Annotated in this window: 14 protein-coding genes, 1 tRNA gene, 1 pseudogene and 1 CRISPR repeat array; of the genes and pseudogenes, 5 read left to right on the top strand and 11 right to left on the bottom strand. The window is 44.9% G+C overall.

Features of this window, described 5'->3' with window-relative positions:
• Positions 1-37 precede the first annotated feature (37 nt).
• Positions 38-631: direct repeats of the CRISPR family, unit length 37 nt; unit sequence GTTTCATCAACCCTCCCGTCGTGGGGTGGGTTGAAAG.
• A 367-nt stretch (positions 632-998) separates the two neighbouring features.
• Positions 999-1,071, bottom strand: a tRNA-Ala gene (locus ACT7WV_RS12330).
• Between the two features lie 164 nt (positions 1,072-1,235).
• On the opposite strand from ACT7WV_RS12330, the gene trhO reads away from it, so the two are divergent.
• Positions 1,236-2,132, top strand: a complete 897-nt coding sequence (trhO, locus tag ACT7WV_RS12325) for an oxygen-dependent tRNA uridine(34) hydroxylase TrhO (RefSeq protein WP_445103173.1) — start codon at positions 1,236-1,238, stop codon at positions 2,130-2,132.
• Here the strand turns inward: trhO and ACT7WV_RS12320 are convergent.
• Positions 2,107-2,784: a class I SAM-dependent methyltransferase gene (locus ACT7WV_RS12320; protein ID WP_445103172.1), complete on the bottom strand. Its 678-nt coding sequence runs from the start codon at positions 2,782-2,784 to the stop codon at positions 2,107-2,109. The two genes, trhO and ACT7WV_RS12320, sit on opposite strands and share 26 nt — an antisense overlap.
• A 196-nt stretch (positions 2,785-2,980) precedes the next feature.
• Here ACT7WV_RS12320 and ACT7WV_RS12315 point away from each other — a divergent pair, with 196 nt between their 5' ends.
• From ACT7WV_RS12315 to ACT7WV_RS12305, 3 genes are all read left to right on the top strand, one after another.
• Positions 2,981-4,402 carry a WD40 domain-containing protein gene (locus ACT7WV_RS12315; protein WP_445103171.1) on the top strand — a complete coding sequence of 474 codons (1,422 nt, stop codon included), beginning with the start codon at positions 2,981-2,983 and terminating at the stop codon, positions 4,400-4,402.
• 283 nt (positions 4,403-4,685) lie between these two features.
• A complete protein-coding gene (locus ACT7WV_RS12310; protein ID WP_445103170.1) occupies positions 4,686-5,855 on the top strand; it encodes a hypothetical protein in 1,170 nt (389 codons plus the stop codon).
• Between the two features lie 114 nt (positions 5,856-5,969).
• Positions 5,970-8,408 (top strand): WD40 repeat domain-containing protein, encoded by a 2,439-nt coding sequence (locus ACT7WV_RS12305; RefSeq protein WP_445103169.1) that lies wholly within the window; start codon positions 5,970-5,972, stop codon positions 8,406-8,408.
• Positions 8,409-8,540: 132 nt separating this feature from the next.
• On the opposite strand, the gene ACT7WV_RS12300 is transcribed toward ACT7WV_RS12305, so the two are convergent.
• The 6 genes and pseudogenes from ACT7WV_RS12300 to ACT7WV_RS12275 all read right to left on the bottom strand — a co-directional run.
• Positions 8,541-9,575 carry a cysteine hydrolase family protein gene (locus ACT7WV_RS12300; RefSeq protein WP_445103168.1) on the bottom strand — a complete coding sequence of 345 codons (1,035 nt, stop codon included), beginning with the start codon at positions 9,573-9,575 and terminating at the stop codon, positions 8,541-8,543.
• Positions 9,576-9,822: 247 nt separating this feature from the next.
• Entirely contained in the window at positions 9,823-11,211 is a 1,389-nt protein-coding gene (locus ACT7WV_RS12295; protein ID WP_445103167.1) for an S-layer homology domain-containing protein, read from the bottom strand.
• A 151-nt stretch (positions 11,212-11,362) separates the two neighbouring features.
• Positions 11,363-12,256, bottom strand: coding sequence for an RRXRR domain-containing protein (locus tag ACT7WV_RS12290; protein WP_445103166.1), 894 nt, complete (start codon positions 12,254-12,256; stop codon positions 11,363-11,365).
• Positions 12,240-13,994: a group II intron reverse transcriptase/maturase gene (gene ltrA / locus ACT7WV_RS12285; RefSeq protein WP_445103165.1), complete on the bottom strand. Its 1,755-nt coding sequence runs from the start codon at positions 13,992-13,994 to the stop codon at positions 12,240-12,242. Before ltrA ends, ACT7WV_RS12290 begins: the two co-directional genes overlap by 17 nt.
• 51 nt (positions 13,995-14,045) lie before the next feature.
• Positions 14,046-14,534, bottom strand: a complete 489-nt coding sequence (locus ACT7WV_RS12280; RefSeq protein ID WP_445103164.1) for a hypothetical protein — start codon at positions 14,532-14,534, stop codon at positions 14,046-14,048.
• A 44-nt stretch (positions 14,535-14,578) separates the two neighbouring features.
• A pseudogene (locus tag ACT7WV_RS12275) lies at positions 14,579-14,959 on the bottom strand (RRXRR domain-containing protein); the annotation flags it as partial.
• Between the two features lie 390 nt (positions 14,960-15,349).
• Between ACT7WV_RS12275 and lepB the strand changes: the two are divergent.
• Complete coding sequence (lepB, locus tag ACT7WV_RS12270; protein ID WP_463424249.1) at positions 15,350-16,009, top strand: signal peptidase I; 660 nt, start codon at positions 15,350-15,352, stop codon at positions 16,007-16,009.
• Positions 16,010-16,162: 153 nt separating this feature from the next.
• Here the strand turns inward: lepB and ACT7WV_RS12265 are convergent, their stop codons facing one another.
• The 3 genes from ACT7WV_RS12265 to ACT7WV_RS12255 all read right to left on the bottom strand — a co-directional run bounded on the left by ACT7WV_RS12265 (position 16,163) and on the right by ACT7WV_RS12255 (position 20,805).
• On the bottom strand, positions 16,163-17,308 hold the full coding sequence (locus tag ACT7WV_RS12265) for a CO2 hydration protein (RefSeq protein WP_445103162.1): 1,146 nt from the start codon (positions 17,306-17,308) through the stop codon (positions 16,163-16,165).
• A 27-nt stretch (positions 17,309-17,335) separates the two neighbouring features.
• The gene (locus ACT7WV_RS12260) at positions 17,336-18,856 is read right to left on the bottom strand and encodes an NADH-quinone oxidoreductase subunit M (protein ID WP_445103161.1); all 1,521 of its coding nucleotides are present in this window, start codon (positions 18,854-18,856) and stop codon (positions 17,336-17,338) included.
• A 77-nt stretch (positions 18,857-18,933) separates the two neighbouring features.
• Complete coding sequence (locus ACT7WV_RS12255; protein WP_445103160.1) at positions 18,934-20,805, bottom strand: NAD(P)H-quinone oxidoreductase subunit F; 1,872 nt, start codon at positions 20,803-20,805, stop codon at positions 18,934-18,936.
• Positions 20,806-21,368: the final 563 nt, after the last annotated feature.

The following is a 21,368-nucleotide window of genomic DNA, read 5'->3' as shown; positions in this document are numbered from 1 at the left end:
TTGTCTGTTGGTGTAGACAAGGGTTTCAGCGGATAGGGTTTCATCAACCCTCCCGTCGTGGGGTGGGTTGAAAGAAGGGAAAATTATTTTGATTGGCGGCATTGAAAATTGTTTCATCAACCCTCCCGTCGTGGGGTGGGTTGAAAGGTTGGCTGTTCGCTCCAGGAAGCCGTGCAACGGTTTCATCAACCCTCCCGTCGTGGGGTGGGTTGAAAGTATTAACAAATTGCCGCGATATTTAATTGGCCAACTTGTTTCATCAACCCTCCCGTCGTGGGGTGGGTTGAAAGGTTGTTTCTGGCTTTGGCTTAATGATTGCTCTGGTGTTTCATCAACCCTCCCGTCGTGGGGTGGGTTGAAAGGAATATTTGAGTCTCTATAGCAAAAGCAGTTGGTTTCATCAACCCTCCCGTCGTGGGGTGGGTTGAAAGCTTCAAGGATATGAACCTCATGAATACATTGAGCATGTTTCATCAACCCTCTCGCCTCTGGGTGGGTTGAAAGTTGTCTAAGTGCGCGATCGCGTCCCAATCCGGGAAGTTTCATCAACCCTCTCGCCTCTGGGTGGGTTGAAAGTAGACGGAGGACGGAGAAGTTTCATCAACCCTCCCGCAGTAGGGTCGGTTGAAAAGCCAAGAAGAGACTTGTGCTGCTTGCTATGCAAAGTATGTTAATGCTACTTAATGTAAGCAAACGATTTAAAAATTTGAGAATTGACAATATTTTTAGGAAGGGTTGAAAGGAGCGCCTGCTTTGCACCCCAAAAATTGGGCAAGCACTGGATAGTAGCTCATCATTGTCATCGTGCAAGTTATGATGAGGTCATACTTTAGTGTCGGTCATATCGTTCTACTGGTTTGGGGTTATCTAGACGACATTAATTTGTTATCAGCCATTGGAACAAATTGCATGACAATAATTTGTTAATGACGACACTAAAGTGTTAACAGCGACACCAATCTGTTAACGGCGACATCTAATTTGTGAATGTACATTAATGGAGGTTAGCGGACTCGAACCGCTGACATCCTGCTTGCAAAGCAGGCGCTCTACCAACTGAGCTAAACCCCCATGTACCTACACTAGGTAAAGGTGCATGCTGCTGAATCAACATGCCTTTGCTATTATACACTTTAAACTTCCGTTGCATAGGGGTAAGCGAAAAAAAGATCTGGAAACATGTCGCGCTGCTTGCTTCTTATCGGATTCATCTAGAGAATTGGTTAAACAGTACAATGACCCAAGTAGTTGCCACATTCTATAAGTTTGTTAAGTTGCCCGACTTGGCACAGAAACAAGCTTCCCTGCTGGAATACTGCCAAGCACAAGACATCAAAGGAACGATTCTGCTAGCGGCAGAAGGTATTAATGGTACGATCGCAGGTTCTTGTCAGGCAATTGATTCAGTTTTAGCTTTTTTGCGCTCAGACCCCTATTTAGCAGACTTAGAGCCTAAAGAATCTTACACCGACTCTCCCCCATTTGAGCGCCTCAAAGTCCGCTTGAAGAAAGAAATCGTCACTTTAGGTTTACCAGAAGTTGACCCCAATCACCAGGTAGGCACCTATGTTGGCCCCGAAGAGTGGAATGCACTACTCTCAGATCCACAAGTGGTGGTAGTTGATACCCGCAATGCTTATGAGGTAGACATCGGCACCTTTAAAGGCGCACAAAATCCTCAAACTGCCTCTTTCCGCGAATTCCCTGACTACGTTGAGCACCATCTAGACCCTAGTAAGCATAAAAAAGTAGCCTTGTTTTGTACAGGTGGCATTCGTTGCGAAAAAGCCTCCTCTTTTATGTTGAGTCAGGGATTTCAGGAGGTATATCATCTAAAAGGCGGTATTCTCAAGTATTTAAAAGAAGTTCCAGCTAACGAAAGCTTGTGGCGGGGTGAGTGCTTTGTCTTCGATCAACGCATCGCCCTTCAGCATGGCTTAGCTACCGGAAACCACGATCTTTGCCGCAGTTGTGGACATCCAATTGCTGAAGCGGATCAGGCTTCCCCAGAATACCAGGAAGGTATTTCTTGTCCCTACTGTTTTGCCCATCTGACGGAAGAAAAAAGAGCACGTCAGCAAGAAAGACAAAGGCAGTTAGAGTTAGCTAAGAAGAAATCTCAGAACACTTAAGTGCTAAAGTTAAACCATCTGCGATCGCAACTAGACTAAGGGTAATTCTCTGGTCTTGATGCAGCTTCTGATTAAACACTCGCATTGCCTTAGTTCTATTATCCTGCACTTGGGAGTCTGCTACTCGCCCAGACCAGAGTACATTATCCACCGCAATTAGCCCACCCGGACGCACTAGCGCCAGTGCTTGCTCAAAGTAGCTTTCGTAGCCTCTTTTGTCGGCATCGATGAAGGCAAAATCGAAGGTATTTGCTTCTCCTTGTGCTATTAACTGTTCTAAGGTTTCTTGTGCTGGGGCAATGCGCAGGTCAATTTTGTCAGCCACGCCTGCAAGTTGCCAGTAACGACGGGCAATTGAGGTGTACTCTTCGTTAATATCACAGGCAACTAGTTTACCATCCGGTGGCAACGCTAAAGCTACTGCTAAGGCACTGTAGCCAGTAAATACCCCGATTTCTAGGGTTTTCTTCGCGCCCATTAATTGCACGAGTAACGTCATAAACTGCCCTTGTTCCGGGGCAATTTGCATCCTTCCCAGAGGATGTTGGGCTGTTTCTTGGCGCAGTTGAGTTAAGATTTCTGGTTCCCGCAGCGAAACTGAGCACAAGTAGTCGTAAAGTTGGCTATTGAGTCCTAAGTTTTGATTGGCCATTGTCCGGATTTACTAAAAGAAGATTAATGCCGCGCTAAGAGAAAAGTGAGAAAAGGGTTAAATTGTTAAATGGTTACTGGAAAATTGAGGCTATAAGCTAGATTCTGGTGTTGGGAGTTCAATTTTCTTTTTCCCTTTCTAGGGGTTAGGCGATAAGTAGTTATCGTGATGGGACGATCAAGATCTGGCAGTGTCAATGAATAATCTCAATCGCTACTATCAAATTCTGGGGCTTAATCCCGGCGCTTCTAGGGAGGAAATTAAGCAAGCTTATCGAGACTTGGCGATGGTTTGGCATCCAGACCGTTTTCATAATAATCCTCGCCTCCAACAAAAGGCACAAGCAGAACTGCAAAAAATTAACGACGCTTACCAACAGCTAAGAGTTTATCAACCCAGTTCTGTGCCGCCAACTTCCTCACCCCCAAGCAACTCAACTCCTCAAATTGATGCCGAAACCTACTACAACCGGGGTATAGCACATGCTAAGCAAGCAAGGTATCAGCAAGCAATTGCAGACTTTACTCAGGCACTAAGCATTAATTCTGGCTACGTTAAAGCTTACCAATACCGGGGGCTAGCTTATCTGAAGCTGGGAGAACAATTAAAAGCAATTGAAGATTTCCAAACAGCAGCAGAATTCTATAGACAACAGGGAAATAACCAGGCTTACCAAGAACTTCTAGAACGCCTTAGCCAGCTAACAACTCCCGCGTCGTCTCCAGCAGTAAGGAATTGGCACTATATCTACAGCCTCAAAGGTCATACTAAGGTGGTAGAATGCTTTGCTATTAGTCCTAAGGGACAGATTTTGGCTAGCGGTAGTTGGGACAAAACGATCAAATTGTGGAATTTGCAAACAGGCGAGGAAATTTACACTCTCAAGGGTCATAATGCCTTAGTTCTGACTATTGCCATCAGTCCCGATACTCAGATAATTGCTAGTGGTAGCCTCGATAAAACCATCAGGCTGTGGAATTTGAAGACAGGCAAAAAACTGTCCACCCTTAAGGGACATAGCCAGGGTATTCTTACCATCGCCATTAGTTCGGATAGTCAGATAGTTGCTAGTGGCAGTAGTGACAAGACTATCAAATTGTGGGATATCAATAAAGGGAAGAAACTAGGAACGTTAGCAGGTCATACTCAACAGGTAAATGCCCTTGCTATGAGTAACAATGGTCAGTTTCTCGCTAGCGCTAGCAGTGACAAGACTATCAAACTTTGGGATATTAATACTGGACGGGAAATAGATACCTTAGCAGGTCATACTCAACAGGTAAATGCCCTTGCCATCAGTCCTGATGGTCAGATTTTGGTTAGCGCTAGCAGTGACCACACAATTAAACTATGGTCACTCACAAAAAAGCAAGAACTTGATACTCTCACCAGTCATCAAGCGGAGGTAAATACTCTTGCTATGAGTCCTGATGGTCAGATTTTGGCTAGTGGCAGTAGTGATAAAACCATTAAACTTTGGTCAATGGAAGATAAGCAAGAACTTTCTACTCTCACGGGTCATACTAAAAAAGTAAATGCAGTTGCTCTAAGTCTCCATGGTCAGATGCTCGCTAGTGGCTCTCGTGAGAGTACCATTAAGATTTGGCAGTGTGAGTAACCCAACTGGCATCAATAATGTTACATTTCCGGCAGATAACCGACTTCTGCATCAAATTCAATCAGGACAATCAAGACTTGAATCAAGAAGTCGGGGATCTGGGTTGTTTTTTGAATAAATTTTTTCTGAGTTTACGGATACAAGTGGTTGTTGTCTGATTAGTGTAGTGGCGGGAAAAGCAATTGTGATCTAAATAGTAAGTATACCTCTTTGGTAAAACCCGCCTTCAACAGAGTACACATCTCTGGTTTACTAAAAATTATTCGGGTTTCCCTATCCAGCTATGAACAAACGCCACGGCTTCGAGATTGCTGAATACCTCTTCCTCGCTGGCTTAGTCTGGGGAAGCATTAAGGCTGCCCAAACTGACCAGGTTTTGTATGCAGTAGTACCACTGACTGTAACTCTGCTGTTGAATATAGCCAATCGGCAGCAGCAAAGCCACTTAAATCAGCAGCAAAATGAAGCCGTGATTGCTCAAGTCAATCAATTGATTGAAACTGTTAATCAGCGCCTTGGTCAAGTTGATACCCAAATACAACAGGATCAAAGCCGCGCACAAGCAGAACTGGCTCAATTTCAAGAGTTTTTGCAACAACAAAATGCTGCAGAACTAGAGCAAATGTATCAACTGGTTGAAATGGTCAACCTACGTCTAGTTCAAGTTAATAAAGAAACACAACAAACCGATAACTACCTACAACAGCAGATTGCTCAATTAAAAGAGTTATATCGGCAACAGCAAGCAGCAGGTTTCTCTCAGGCGAAGCAACTAATTGAACCATTCAACGAACGTCTCACTCAACTAAAAGCACGAATACAACAAATTGATAGCCAAACAAAAGAGAGAATTGCTCAATTAAATAAGGTACATCAGCAGCATCAAGCAGCAAATTTTTCTCAGGTAAATCAACTAATTAATCCCCTCAACGAACGCCTGACTCAAATCAGTAGGCAAATCAAGCAAGTTAATCATCAAAGCCAAGAGCAAATTGCCCGATTAAATGGACAATTACAAAGGTTACATCGGCATTACCAAGAAGAAGGGTTTACTCAAGTTCATCAACTACTAGAACCGATCAACCAGCGCCTTGCTCAACTTAAGGGACAAACACAACAAGTTGAGAGAAAACTTCAAGAAGAAATTGCCCAATTAAAGGAATTAAACTGGCAGCACAACGAGACGGGTTTTGCCCAAGTGCAATGCCTAATTGACCCAATTAACCAGCGCCTTGCTCAACTCAAAAGACAATCCCAACAGATAAATGGTCAAATTCAAGAGCAGATTTGCCAATTAACAGAGACTAACCGACAGCAACAAGCGACTATTGCTCAACTCCAGAGTGAATTAGAGGCTCTAGTGGTGATAATACCCCGAAATGAGCAGCCAGCCTCCCCTAACCTCAACCAGAAAAATGCCCCGATGATCACTAATAGTCTGAATTGGGGATAAATTCCAGAGTGCATCTGCCATGATTACAGTATTGCTACCCTCCATGTAGCGATCGCACTCTTGCGCCCGTCTTGAGAAGATGCGATTCTAACGGAAAAGTCAAGCAGTACAGCCATGACCAAACGCCACTGGCTAGAGATTAGTGAATACCTATGCATCGCTGGTTCAGCGATCGGAACTGTTGCCGCAGCAGTAACCCAGCAGGTGACTTTTGCCGCAGTTCCCCTAACCGCAACAACTTTGTTGAATGCCGTCAATCGTCAGCGTTCCTACAAAATCAATCAGCAGCAGCACACGGCTACAGTTAATCAAGTTCATCAACTCTTCAACCCTTTTGATCAAAAAATAGCTCAACTGGATACGCAAACCAAGCAGCAGTTTGAGCAATTACAGCAGTCGCAACAACAGCAGCAGGAAGCAACACTGCTACAAGTAAATCAACTCTTTGACCCCCTTAGCCAAAGATTTACTCAACTGGATACGCAAACCAAGCAGCAGTTTGAGCAATTACAGCAGCAACAAGAAACGACACTGCTGCAAGTAAATCAACAAGTCAATGAACTGTTTGCACCCCTTAATCAACAACTGACTCAACTAGATACGCAAACCAAGCAGCAGTTTGAGCAATTACAGCAGCAACAAGAAACGACACTGCTGCAAGTAAATCAACAAGTCAATGAACTGTTTGCACCCTTTAGCCAAAGATTTACTCAACTAGATACGCAAACCAAGCAGCAGTTTGAGCAATTACAGCAGCAACAAGAAACGACACTGCTGCAAGTAAATCAGCAAGTAAATGAACTGTTTGCACCCCTTAATCAACAACTGACTCAACTAGATACGCAAACCAAGCAGCAGTTTGAGCAATTACAGCAGCAGCAGGAAGTGAGTCGGCTACAAGTAAATCAACTGTTCGATCCCCTTAGCCAAAGATTTACTCAACTAGACAAGCAAACACAACAGCAGTTTGAACAATTACAACAGTCCCAACAACAGCAGCAGGAAGTGAGTCGGCTACAAGTAAATCAACTGTTCGATCCCCTTAGCCAAAGATTTACTCAACTAGACAAGCAAACACAACAGCAGTTTGAACAATTACAACAGTCCCAACAACAGCAGCACGACGCCACGCTGTTTAGAATAAATCAACTGTTCGATCCCCTCAACCAACAACTGACTCAACTAGACAAGCAAACACAGCAGCAGCTTGAACAATTACAGCAGTCGCAACAACAGCAGGAAACGACTCTGTTACAAGTAAATCAACTGTTTGACCCTCTCAAGCAACAATTGACTCAACTGGATACAGGAACAAAGCAGCAGTTTAAACAATTAAACCAAGAGGTTGCTAAGTTTGAGCGACTCGTTGATGCGATTAACCAGCGTTTAGCTAGTCAGGAGGCTGCAATACCGCAGATTAACCTCCATCGATACAAGCAGATTGAACAATTAAAGGATGCGATCGGTCGGCTCCACAATACGATAGGCTACATGGAAGAGGGCAAAGACTTGCATTGGCCGTCCAACGATCAAGAAACCGGTGAGGTAAAAAAGAGTATCGGTGAGATTGGTAGTTCTCTCCAGGATTTAGTAGTTGGCCTAGAAACTCCAGGAAATTCTCAGTTATCTGCCCAATTGCGATCGCCTAATTGGCAATGTTTACACACCATTCCTAATGGACATTCTGCTAGGGTTAGTTACCTGGCGATTAGCCCAGATGGAGAGATTCTGGCTAGTGGCAGTGATGACCAAACTATCAGACTGTGGCGGCTAGCTACAGGCGAGTCAATTGGCACTCTTGCTGGACATTCTGGCTGGTTTAAAGGGGTTAATTCCTTGACTATTAGCCCGGATGGTCAAATTCTGGCTAGTGGCGGTGGTGACCAAGCCATCAAGCTCTGGCAGCTTACCACAGGTGAAGCGATTAGCACGATTAAAGCTCATTCTGGTTGGCTGAAAGGGGTTAATTCCCTTGCCATTAGTCCAGATGGTTTGATTCTCGCTAGTGGTGGTGGTGACCAAACTATCAGATTGTGGCGGCTGGCTACAGGTGAGGCAATTGGTATACTCAAAGGGCATACTGGGTCAGTCCTGTCTCTCGCTTTCAGTCCTGATAACCAAATTCTCGCTAGCGGTAGTGAGGATAAGACGATTAAGCTGTGGCAATTAACTACTGGCAAAGAAATTATTACCTTCACAGGGCATATCGGACAAGTTAATGCGATCGCGATTAGCCCAGATGCACTAGTATTAGCTAGCGGCAGTGAAGACAAGACGATTAAGCTCTGGGAATTGCCTACTGGCGCAGAAATTCGCACTCTTGGCGGTAATTTAGGCAAAGTTCAGGCTTTAGCTATTAGCCCAGATGGTAAAACTCTGGTTAGTGGCGGTACTGATCAAGTTATTAGGCTGTGGCAATTGTTTACTGGTCAACACAGTTCGAGCCTTAATGAGCATCGTGGCACAGTTTCTGCTTTGGTTATGAGTCGGGATGGCAAGACTCTAGTTAGTGGCGGTGCTGACAAAACCATTAAGATTTGGCAGCGGGATTAACGGAGGCAGAGAGCACTTTTCTCTGTGAAGATTTAACCTTGCCTGAAAAGAAGCCGCTTAGGGGGGTTTTAACTGACTAAGAAGCTATCAAAATCTCTATAAATACGGGTCGCCGCAGCGACCCAAAAAATATCACAACCAGGCTTCAATTGTATCAGTTGACTTAATAAGATGCATCCCGGCGGCGGCAAAGCTTCTAAAAGCGTCGTCTGCTGCTTCTGTGTAGTCTACTACGCCCGGAACTACTACTGGCGAGGTGCAATCTTCCAGCAAATAAACCTTTTGGGCAAGTGTCAGATCTTTTGCCTCAATTTCTGTTAGCAAATCAGCGACTGTCCAGGCTACACAGTGACTTTTTGCTTGTCCTGCAATAATTACGGCGTCAAACTCTAGTAGATAGTTAATTAAATTGGTATTTTTGTTGGCAATGGGGTTTCCCTCGGCATCTGCCAATACTTCTGGTTTGAGGACAGAATAGTTTTCTGTTAAGGGATTGTTGCCTTTAATTTCATAGCGCGTTTGGCTACTGCGAGCTATACAGTAAAAAAACAATGCTTCTTCCACTGCGGAAACTAAAGCATGACCAATGCCACCTAGCTTGCCATGGTAAGGCCAAATTGTTAGGGGATACTTGCTGCTGAGATTGAGGGTTTTGACATAGTGTAAGGCGTAGTTTTGTAGGGTGTCGTAGTCACTTTTGCCAACACTAGGGACGACTGCTGGATTGACTCGCCAAACACCTTGTTGCACGTCTTCCCCAGAAATGCTGCTCATTGCGGGTGGATGTTCCCCAGCTTCGTTAATCCAAAATATAGGATGGAAAATCTGCATCGCTGTGTGGGTGTCCAGCGTCGCTACGATCGCACTAATTCTTCCCAAATTGTGGTAAATAAACTTACAAAGTCGTACATTGTCATCTATCGCTCCTCTTCCCGATTGACCAGCGACAAACAGTTCAAAGTCGGGAAGGCAAAAAGTATTTTGCACGTCGATGAGTAAGAGGCAGACGCGGGTTTCATCCTCAGTAGCTGGTCTGATCTGATGCTTTTTTGTCCATTCTTGGGCTTCTTTAGCTCTGTCTTGATAAGGGACACGCCAGACTTCTTCTACTTGGACAGCGTTAAAGTGAGGCGGAATTGGCAATTGCTTGCTAGTATTTTTGACCATCTCTCTAACGCTAAAATCGACATTCAAAAGGGGAAAAGTGGTGGTTACCGAGTTATTTAGCAACTCAGAGATGAAACTTACATTTTGCTAATTGTAATTTACTCCAACTCCTACCAGGAAGACTTTCCGGTTGATTGCATCTGTGAAATCATCGCTGCGGTAGCCTTACAAGGAGAAGGAGTTAGGGGTTAGGGGTCAGTGTAATTCTTCACGCCAAGTCACGCGATCGCCATCAAGCCATCAAGTTTTATTCAGCCGCAGACTCCGCAGTTCCGGACAACTGAGTATTGTCAGTTTTCAATTGCAGCGCATTATTAGCCGATACTCCCTCACCCTGAGAGCCAAAATACCAAAGTACTGCGGCTGCCTCAGCTTGGGTTACTGGTTTCTTGGGCTGGAATAGCCTGGTGTAACCCAAAGCCCGACGTACATTAGAGACTTCTCCATTCTGGAAATCTGCTAGTAGTGCTGACAAAGCCTTGGGGTCAATTTTTGCAGTATCCTGAAAACCCCAGGTTTGCTTCACAGCGTCCATGGAAGCCGAGGGTAAAGGCTGACGGTTATCTAGAGGTACTTTCCACAAAATGAGATTTTCTCGTGTTAGTGGGGCATCTGGGCGAAATAAAACTGCTGTAGTATCACCACTTAGAGGACTAGGAATTAAGCCAGTTTCGGCTAATCCTTGAATTACTGGAAAATCTGGATCCGTTCGGGGAACATCTTGGAAAGCGGGTTGGGTTGTTGATGAGGCTAAACGAATTTGTAACCCTGGACGATTGGCATAAATCCGATTATTTGCCTTGGCTAGCCAACGTGCAAACTCTCTACGAGTGATGGTTTTATTCGGTTCAAACTGAGTCGCCTTAGTGCCTTGGTTAGTTTTGCTTCCCGATGTGTTAGCAGTCAAGACTCCCAAAGCGGTCAAATCCTTAACATACTCACGCAATTCTTGAGGTACTTCCTCTAGCACCGCAGAGTTATCCAACTTTGCTGAAGATATTGTCTCAGGGGAACTGTTAGCATCTGAGGATGGAGTCAATCCCGACTCTTGCTCACCGGATGGTTGGGAAGACGCCTCAGTGCGATCGCGAGTATACTCAATGTCAAACTCTGTTGTCCCTAGTGCCGTCTCTGTCTGTGGCGTTGCCGCTGAAGCTGTTTCTTCTGAGTTGTCGGTTAAGCTACTCCCAGGCAGCGATACAGTAACCTTCAAGTCATCTCGACGGGCAACAATAGTACCACTGCTGCCATCTTCATTAGCTTTGTCGGAGACAATTTGCCAGTTAGCAGTCTCAAATTCCTTTTTGTAGAAACTCAAAATAGAATTGCTAGGGTCAGAACTTGACCAAACCGTTTGCTGGCCTTGAGCAGTAGCTGCCGTTAGCGCCTCAACTTTCTCTAACTTAGCTTCTGGATAACGGGGAATTTCCGTCGGGAAATCCTCTGGCAATTGCACTAATGTCTGGTTTTGAGCATTTCCCTGGACTGGACTACCAAAAAGACTAGAGTTTTCCTTTAGCTGAGGATCGGCCGCAAAGGAGTTCTCAAGCTTTTTATTGCCAGCACAAGAAGTCAACAAACCTAGTAGAAAGGCAGATAAACCAGCAACGATAACAGGGTGTTGATTAAACAGCACGGCTATTTTCCAGGGGAATCTCATTACCCTACGCTAGCGTAAATTCAGACATGTTGAAGTCCGTTTCATCTAAAACTCGCGTGAGACTCCGACCTCAGCATTAGCGCAGCGAGCCGAAGGCTAGCGGGTCGGAGAGGGATAGCGGTCAAAGTTAATTACGTTGAGTAGTTAGCTTTGACAATCCAGTTGAAGGTAGGACAATTAAACCCGTACTTTGCTGCAACAACTGGACTTTCTTGGCAGTGAACTGCCCCATGCGTTTCCAATGGCCATCGGAAACTGAAACTTGAGTCTTGGTGTCTCCTGAAACCCAACCTTTGTAGGTAATGCCTGACTTTTCGGCAAGCACAAGGTCACCTTTCCTAAAACCATGACGGGTAACAGTACCGCCATACTTGCGTCTTTTCCCACCCTTGGTGGGGAGACAAAGATGCAACTGTCTACGGCTAAGGGGAGGTCTCCGAATTACGGCAAATGGTGCCAGAGTTATCTCAACAGTTCCTTGCCAGTTACCATGTTTGGCGTTAGCTGTGTTCCATTCCTTCCACTCAACAAACTCAAAAGCTGCCAGGGTAACGCCGTCAACAGCATGAGTGGCTGGTGTTTGATTGGACTTGTTTTTCTTGTCTTTTGCTAGCCCTAACCAGTTTCGTAATTGACTGGTTCCGTTACCGTCTTTTTGCCAGCCTTGATGAGTCTTGACAGGGGTTAACTCAGACAACCATTTAAGCATTTGTCTTTGTCCCACCATTACTGGTGAGAAACCTTTGCCAGATTTCGCATTTTTGCGCCCGCTAGTCCTATCCACGTCAGCCATCACTAATTCGTAATGAATGGCACTGATAGGAAATAGTTTGAGTAATTCCTTAACCACCCTTAACTCTAGCTGTTTGTTGGCTCGGATTGAGGGAGGCAACTTCCCTTGACGACGGTGTTGACCTAAGCCGGATGGTCGCCCATCTGACTCGGCTTCAGAACCGTACATGACGGTTTCCCAGTCATACGGCTCCTCAGAAATACAGTGCTTGTCATGCATACCTTTCATTACGAATTAACTCCAGGTCATTTCTTGTTTTCTCGTCATGACAGTGCCTGTGGAGCAGTTGTAGGTTTTCGTACCCGCCCTTTCCTCCTAAAGCACGAGGAATTTTATGGTCTTTTTCCCATAAATCTCCATCTCTGAAGTACAGTCCGCAGTGTGGGCATTTGCCCTTTTGCTTTTTCAGTAGTGAGGCTACTGTTTTAGAGCATTGTGGGTGTTTACCCATTCTGCTGCTCCAATAAACTAATTCTCCGTCGAACGGGCTTTTCTCACCTTTGACTTTGACGTATTCGGTCTGTTTGATTTGAGTCTCTTGGTGTTTGACTAGGATAATTGGGTCATCGCTTTCTAGTTTTGTAGCGAATCTCCAACAGTCATTGCCTATCCTTTTCCAGTATTTTTGAGCTTTCCAGCTAGCACTTTTTGTTGGGTGCCGCCGATTAACCCATGCCCTTAACTTTTGCCATAGCAAGTTGTCAAGGTCATTGTAAGTCTCTTTACTGTTTACTACGGAGAAGTAGTTAGCCCATCCCTTTATGACCGGATTGAGTTTCTGTATTAACTCTGATTGTGTTCCGGCTTTGCACCCATTAATAATTTTGGTTAGGGCTTCCCAGTGGGCTTTGATATTGTCCCTGCTGGGTCTGATGAGTGTTTTGAAGCCTAGTAATTTAGAGCGTTTTCCCCCAGTTTTACCTGAGTGGTGTTTACCTACTCGAAATTGCCTAATGTTGAAGCCAAGAAAGTTAAATCCTGCTTGTTCTCCATTAAACTCTTCCAGCGTGTGAGCTAATCTCGTTTTACTTGGCTTCAGTTCCAGCCCTATTTCTGCCAGCCATTTAGCAATTTTCTCCTGACATTCCTGCACTACTTTTAACTCCGGGTGTATCACCACAAAGTCATCAGCGTATCTAATAACTGCCAGAGTTTTTCGCTTTTGCTCTTTGCTTATGACTCGCCCTCCAGACCTGAGAGGAACAGTTTCGATGTATTGATTTAACATCTCTTCCATGCCGTGGAGGGCGATGTTTGCCAATAGTGGAGAAATCACCCCACCCTGCGGCGTTCCTTCCTCGGTTTCACTGAATTGGGTGTTTTCCATTACCCCAGCCTTGAGCCATGCTTTAATTTGCCGTCGTAGCTTGGGAAATGTATTTACCTTTTTTAGCAGAACCGAGTGATTGATTTTGTCAAAGCACTTGGCTATATCAGCATCTAGGACATATTTGGGTTTGTGTACCACATTGTCCCAAGTAGCTTTTATGGCATCATGGGCTGAACGTCCAGGGCGAAACCCATACGAATTGGGTTCAAATTGCGCTTCCCATTCTGGCTCCAATGCCAGTTTGACCAACGCTTGCACGGCTCGGTCGTACATTGTGGGTATTCCTAATGGGCGTTTTTCCTCCTTTCCGGGTTTGGGTATCCAAATCCTTCTAGTTGGTCTGGCTTTGTTGCCTAACTTCAATTGCCCTACTAGCTCAATACGTGCTTCTGGGGATAATGCCTTGACACCATCCACTCCTGCCGTCTTTTTGCCAGTATTCTCTTGTGTGACCCTACGAACCGCTAAGCATTTTGCCGCCCAGGATTTCATCAGCAGTTTTTGGAGCTTATGAACTGTTCTGTTATCTCCGCGTTGTGAGGCTCGGTAAATCTGTTTTTGCAGCTTAAACACCCTCCGCTCCAGCTTTCGCCAGGGGATTTGGTTCCATTCATACGTAGTCGTTAACTCGCTCATGCTTTATTCGCTGCTATTAGTAGCTTTACCTTCTGTATTTCCGTGAGCTTGTCAGCTTATCCCTCTCATTACGACAGGGCATTTGCTTCTAGCCCAATCCCTCCGCTCCATAGCATCCGGTTGGCACCTACTCGAAAATTGCTCTCCGAGAGCGTATGGAGGGTTAACTCGTTCCTTACCAACTTTAGTTTCTGACTTTAGGAACCTCTCTATCCGCCGGGTTCTAATGAGTGTTTCCAAGACCTCAACAACGCTCTTGGCATCTGGTGAACCTTGGTCGTATTTCGACCCCTGCGTGTCAGCCCTTTCGCAAGTAAAACGTGACGACGGTTGAGCAAGAGTTCGCTTTCGCTGTCCATAGTCAGTTGCTAGAAGGTCACCGATATGGGCTATCAGTGTTGCCCCCGTTTCACCCCGCTTCAGGCGTTGATGACCAGTCGCAAACCTGGGGGTGATGCTTTCAACCCAGCACCTGGGCGATTGGACTTGGGATTTTCTCCCGCACCAATAAGTTGGTAGAGTTGTCATGACTTTCGTCATGCTGCCAATCCCTCACTTAGCGTGATTTCTGGCAAACGAGTCGCACTGTTAAAGCGTTTTTGGCGATGTGCTCTTTGGTTAAAGGCAATTTTACGGTTGATTCTTCTGCCACGTCTGGCACGTCGCATAATACGCCTTAATTCCATCCGTTCTGTAATAGTTTGGAACGGTAGAACCAAGTGAGCCATCCAAATGGTAGACTTGCTGGACTGAACGCCTATGCCTGAATACATCTTCCCTGGGTCGATACCGAGAGCAATAGGTTGAGTTTCTTGACTTGTATCAACCGTTAATCGAACAGCGAAAACACCTAAATCGTTGTGATAGACTTTTGCCTTACCTTCTTTTAACCATCGTCTAGCACGACTAGGTTTAGTTGGCATCAAAGGTTTGCCTGATTTTGAGAGAACTGGTACTCGTAACATGGAGATAATCCTAACGAGGTTAGTTGTTTGTCCCTTCCCGCATCTCAGCTAAGATGTCCTAACTTAATAGCGACTCAACAAAAAGCCTTAGAGGTAATCCGAACTAGGGAAGAATCCGAAAGTCTGTGCCAAGCTGAGACTCAACGCGGTATTCAACGTTTTAAATCGCCGTTTGTTCGGTAATCCCTAATCTCAGCTTTTAGCGGATTAGGGTTGTTGAATGTCCGTAATAAAACCTGCTCCGCGTCCCCGTATCTGAAGCTTCTCTTTTCCCATGAGATGTCTACCAACGGTGGTCTTTCAAGCGGGGGAGAAGTCACTCGTGTTATCTTGACTGAGTGCCAAAATCGGCAAATATTTTTGGGTTTTGGCGAGCAAAGGACACCACATATGACAGTAGAGAAAGAAAAATTAGCGGCAACCAACAATTCTCCTGAATTGGCAAAGGCAAAAGCAGACGCAGAAAAAGTAGGTGAGTCAAAGCTTGCCGAACAACCTCAGCAACCGACCAAGCCTAATCCAAGCTTTTGGCAGCAAACACGAGAGAATCTGCAAATTATTGTGATTGCCCTAGCTTTAGCCTTTTTTATTCGGTCTTTTGTCGCGGAACCTCGTTATATTCCCTCGGATTCTATGTTACCTACTTTAGAAGTAGGCGATCGCTTGGTTGTGGAAAAAATCTCTTACCTGTTTCGAGCTCCCGCTAATGGTGAAGTAATTGTCTTTAGCCCGCCACCACAACTACAAATTCAGGGTTATGCTCCCGATCAAGCCTTCATTAAGCGGATAATTGGTACAGCAGGTCAAACTGTTGCGGTGCAAGGGGAAAAAGTGTACTTGAATAACACCCCCCTAGAAGAAGACTATATTGCCGAAGCACCTGAATACCAAATGGCACCAGTACGAGTACCCGGCGATCAGCTGTTCGTCATGGGAGATAACCGCAATAATAGCAACGATTCTCACATTTGGGGGTTTTTGCCTAAACAAAATCTTGTTGGTCATGCTTGCTTCCGTTTCTGGCCTTTGAGCCGAATTGGTCGTGTCTAGTCCCCAATATTTTGCAACTAGGTAACGCCGATAATAAGCGCGATGCCTTCTCTTCTTTTTAAGACGCTCCGCGAACGGCGGTGCGCAAAGCGCCCATCGCATCTGCCTACAGTCAAAGGCAATCGCACTATCAACTGACCAATACAGCCTCAATTAAGGGTTAATTTCACAGCTATTAACATCACTCAAACGTGAGGTAAGCAAGCGATCCATCCAACCTTCTAGATAAACTTGATTTGCCTCTTGTTGCTTTGGATCATTGGTATCCAAGGGATGAGGTGCTAACCCTAAAATTGTGGCTGTGGTAACACAAAACATTGACTTTTGGAAGGTTTGGCAAATCTGCACCCGCAAGTCATCCTTACCCCGTTGCGATCGCTGATAAACCTCCTGTAGATAGTCAGGGAGGTAATGACACATATCCTGCATCAGCAGTGTTGGTGGAATTCCAGCGCCGCCAATGGGTAGAGGATCAGCATACAGTGCCCCATAAGCAAATCGGCTTTGATCTGGGGAAATCTGATTAGCTTGAGCATTATAAGAAACTGTGCCAGGGAAGGGCGTCCCTCGAAAGAAAACCGCCTCTACATAAGGTACTGCTGTATCTGCAAGAAACGTCAAACCAGCTTCTTTGGGAATGATTTCGTACCTCTGACCCCGAATACTAGGGGCATAAGTAATTGGTTTGTTTGCTGCTTCCACTAAACCATTGAGGATATGTTCTACTACTTGAGGAATCGAGGTAATTTTACCCTGGTCATAACCCTCAGACAAAGTCATGAACATATCACTCATCACCCGCCAGAACTGCCCCAAGCCACTGTAATAGGCTAACTGACGCACTTGCTCCGGCAAAAAGTCAGGAAATAGCCAGTTCAGACCCTGCATTAAGGGATTACCCTGAAATTTTGCCTGAATTGCCGCTGCAGATCTTTGTGCAAATTCCGGTGTATCCAAGTAGGCATCCAAACCGCCACCACCATGCCAAAACATGGCTTTCATACAGTATTCTGCGTACTCAAAATTAATGCGATCATGCCACCAGTGATGCAGTAATTTACTCCAAGAGATTTCCCCATTGAAGTATTTAAAAAAGGGGAAAAGTACTAAAAATTGATGGTCTGCAATATAGATTAGATTACGGGAGTAGGCGTCTAGAACAATGCCGTAGCTATGAAGAATGCCGACAACCTCCAGAACATTGTCCGGGGAATCCGGTAGCAAGGCTTCACCGGCTTTGAGCCGCTCGATATATGCTTGTAAGGGATGATTACGAGACCTTTTTTTGCCGACTAGCATCTAACTTTTCTTTTCCGAACAGTTTTGTCAAGGCGCTTTCCAATTAGATTCTAATTTTGCACTATTGGAGGTTCCCAGCGCGACTGACTTTGGGGTGGTGACCATTGCCGCTGTTGTCGTCTCACTGAGTACGGTAAGCCATTGGGGTTGTATGCCCAAAATTACGATCAAGATGGCTAAGACAATCGCTGGTATACGCTCCCCCCACTTTACTGGAGGTAAGTTGATCACTGCAGTAGACAAACGTCCAAAGAAAGCGCGATCCAACAAAACTAAAAAGTAAACAGCGGTTAAACCAGTACCAAGCATACACAGCAGGGTTTGTATCGGAAACATCTGGAAGCTGCCTCGGAAAACTAAGAATTCCGAGATAAACCCTACCATTCCTGGGATACCTGCACTTGCCATTACACCCAAAACCATCAAACTGCCAATTAGGGGTAAGCCCCGTTCTGGATTTAATAGACCATTGAGGAGAGTTAAATCCCGTGATCCAGTCTTCTTATAAACTATACCCACCAAGAAAAACAGTAGTGCTGATATCAAACCGTGACTGACCATTTGCAGTACACAAGCCACTAAAGAAAGCGGTGTAGCGGCAGCAGCGGCTAGTAAAATATAGCCCATATGAGCTACGGAGCTAAATGCTACCATTTTCTTCATGTCTCGTTGGGCTAGGGCGGCTAGAGCACCATAGAGTACACTCACCACCGCCCAAATTGCCAACCAAGGAGCCAGTATTGCCCAAGCTTCAGGAAATAGTCCCAAGCCAAACCGCAACAAACCATAAGTGCCTAATTTCAGCAGTACACCTGCCAATATGATCGAAATCGGCGTCGATGCTTCAACGTGGGCATCCGGTAACCAAGTATGGAATGGAACCAAGGGAATTTTAATACCAAAGCCAACCACAATTGCTCCTAGTAGCAGTAATTGCTCCCCTAGAGGCAGTAGAGAGGCCAGTTCGGCAGTTTGTGTGTAGGAGAAGTTGGAGACGCCACCCAAGAACGCCAAGCCCAAAAATGCTGCCAGAATTATCACTCCGGAAGTTGCTGTGTACAGCAGAAACTTGGTTGCTGCATAACCCCGTCGTTTGCCTCCCCAAATGGCAATCAATAAATACAAGGGAATGAGTTCTAGCTCATAGAAAATAAAAAACAGCAGCAAATCTTGAGCGACAAAGGCACCTGCCACAGCGGCATTCAACAACAAAATCAAGGAGTAATATAAACGGTGGCGAGGTATTGTTTCGTCACTGGTATATAGGGCAATTAAGGTCAGCAAACCGTTTAAGGCCAGTAACGGCACAGACAGACCATCAACTCCCAGGCTATAGCTTAAACCAATTAGATCAACCCAGGGCAGATGCTCCTGAAACTGCTGATTCAACTCAGTGGGGTTAAACTGAAATAACAGTAAAATCGAGACAATCAATACAGCAAAAGCAGCTACCAAAGCTACTTTACGGGCAACTTTTGGGGTAATTGCTGGCCAAAAACCTACAACAACTGCACTGAAAATTGGCACCCAAATCAAGGCACTCAGCATAAAGTAATCAGTCTCCTCAATAGTCCCTATTTGTCTGAAAATTGAAGATTAACTACTAGCAATCTTCTAATCTTCAACTAATAACCTATAACCAATGACCAATGACCAACAACCAACTCATAGGTCATCAAAATCGTCAACAGACCGACTGCTAGCAAGACAGTCAGTAGGTAAAATTGTGACTTGCCTGAAACGTTGTACTTCAAGCTTTGACCACCAAACACCGTGACTAAACCCACCAGGTTAACGACACCATCAACGAGATAGTTATCAATCCAGGCAGTAATTTTAGATAGTGAGTCAACAGTGAAAACTACTGTCAGACGGTAAAGTCGGTCAATATAAAAGTCATAGGCTAATAAATCCTGCACAAATCTTACAGGCAAGTGAATTGACCTGGCTCCAATTCTTTGTAGGTAAATAGTTGCTCCTAAAATACAACCTAGTAAGCTAGAGCCTACCAGCAATAGCTGAGGCTGACGAATCAGGTACTCGTACTTGGCTAGAGGTAACAGTTCTAGTTGCTGTAGCAGTAGAGGGATGAGCAGGGTAACTATAGTTAAAGCAACCATTGGTAGAGCCATTGGCCAAGTTACTTCCGGTGCTCGGCGTGTTTTTGGCTGAGATTTCCCTAAGAAAATTAGACGAAAGACACGGGTTATGCCTAAGGCTGTTAGTCCATTGACAAGCAAGAAGATTACTACACTCCAAGGGTGTTCACCCCAAAAGGCGTTAATCCCCTTACTTAGCGCCCAATAGCCTCCTAGCGGCAACAGTCCAATGAGACCAGCCGCCCCTACTGCGAAGGCTGTAGTTGTAGCCGGCATTCGAGACCATAAACCTCCAAGTTCAGTCAGGTTTTGGTTGCTGGTGGTGATAATTATCGAACCAACGCCCATAAACAGTAGCGCTTTTGCTAAGGCGTGGGCTAGAAGTAAGGCAATGGCAACATCGGATCTTTGCAAACCAATGGCGATAAATACTAAACCTAAGTAAGCGCTGGTGGTATGAGATAGCGATCGCTTAATATCAACTTGGGCAATAGCAACTAATGAGGCACCAATTGCCGTTACTGTGCCAATCACGATCAAAGCTGATAAAGTGACTGGTGAGAGTTTCAGAATTGGCACCAGTTGAATCATTACATAAGCACCACAACCTACTACCAAAGAGTTGCGCAGCAAAGAAGCCGGGTTTGGTCCTTCCATTGCTTCATCTAGCCAGAGGTGCAGGGGAAATTGAGCGCATTTACCCACAGGCCCAGCAATTAAAGCTAACCCCAGCAGGTTCGCTGTCAACGGCGATAGTTCGGCAGTGCTTGCCCAAGCATACAAGTCTGGAAAGTTTAAGCTTCCTGATAAAGTGGCTAGTGCTACCACACCCATTAATAGCAAGATGTCTCCTACCCGTTTGGTTAAAAAAGCATCTCGTGCTGCCGTCACCACTAGAGGCTGAGCATACCAAAAGCCGACAATTAAATAAGTCGAGAGAGTGAGCATCTCCAACAGCGCATAGCTGAGGAATAAAGAATTACTCAGGGCAATACCGCCCATGGCTCCTTCAAAAAATCCCATTAGGGCAAAGAAGCGAGCTAGGGCCCAGTCCTTTTCCATATACCCCAAAGCATAGAATTGTGCCAGTAGACTTAGGCTGGTCACTACCTCCATTGCCCCAACACTGACTGGTGAAATTTCTAGCGCTAACGATAAATCTAAGTCAGCAACATGGAGCCAGTGAAATATAATCTCTTGCGCTGGTTGGTTCCACACTGAATAGAAGGTGAGCCAGCCATGAACACAGGCTAAAACCGTCATTAACAGGTTAAAGTAAGCCGCCGGTCGAGGACCAGTGCGACGAATTACTCCTGTTGCCCAGGGCAGAGTTAAAATTGCGCCAATTAAACCATAGACAGGCACCCACCAACTTGTCTGAGTAAAAAACTCAGTCATCACGTCTTAACCTCGCCATATTTTATATGTATGATAGTTTCTGAAATTTTGGCTATAACAACTCTGCCATTGTCTAACCAAAATATGAGATTTAATTGCTAAACTTAACTAGCATTTCATTTTTTTATTAATTGATATCTAAGTTTTTTCAAATCATCAGTTAAAAGTTTTGCCAGGTAAAATCCTTGTTTATTGATTAAACTTTCCTGAGCTGAGAGTCATCTAACGATATCTTTACCTATAAGAGAAGTAAGTCTTATTGAAGCAATAAAACTTACTTATGAAAGCTAAGTCAGTATCTGCTCAGCCTCTAACTTGCCCCGTAAATGCTACTCCACAGGAGTGAAGTGCTTTCTGGAGATCTGCAACTGTCAGAAGCTTAGAGTAGCAGTAGTTTAACTTATACAGAAACCTTATAAAAAAAATTATAAAACAAAAGCAACCGTTCTCAAGACGGTGAATTTTGGTTACATCTTTTAGCTAATGAATACATTACATTAATTTTTTTTAACTTTCTTATTAAGAAGTATTATAATACTTTATATTGTCAAAGATGCCAAGCT

The organism is Symploca atlantica LB2515 (assembly GCF_052546295.1).
Note: the sequence above shows the minus strand (reverse complement) of the source record. Positions and strands in the feature narration are given on the sequence as shown.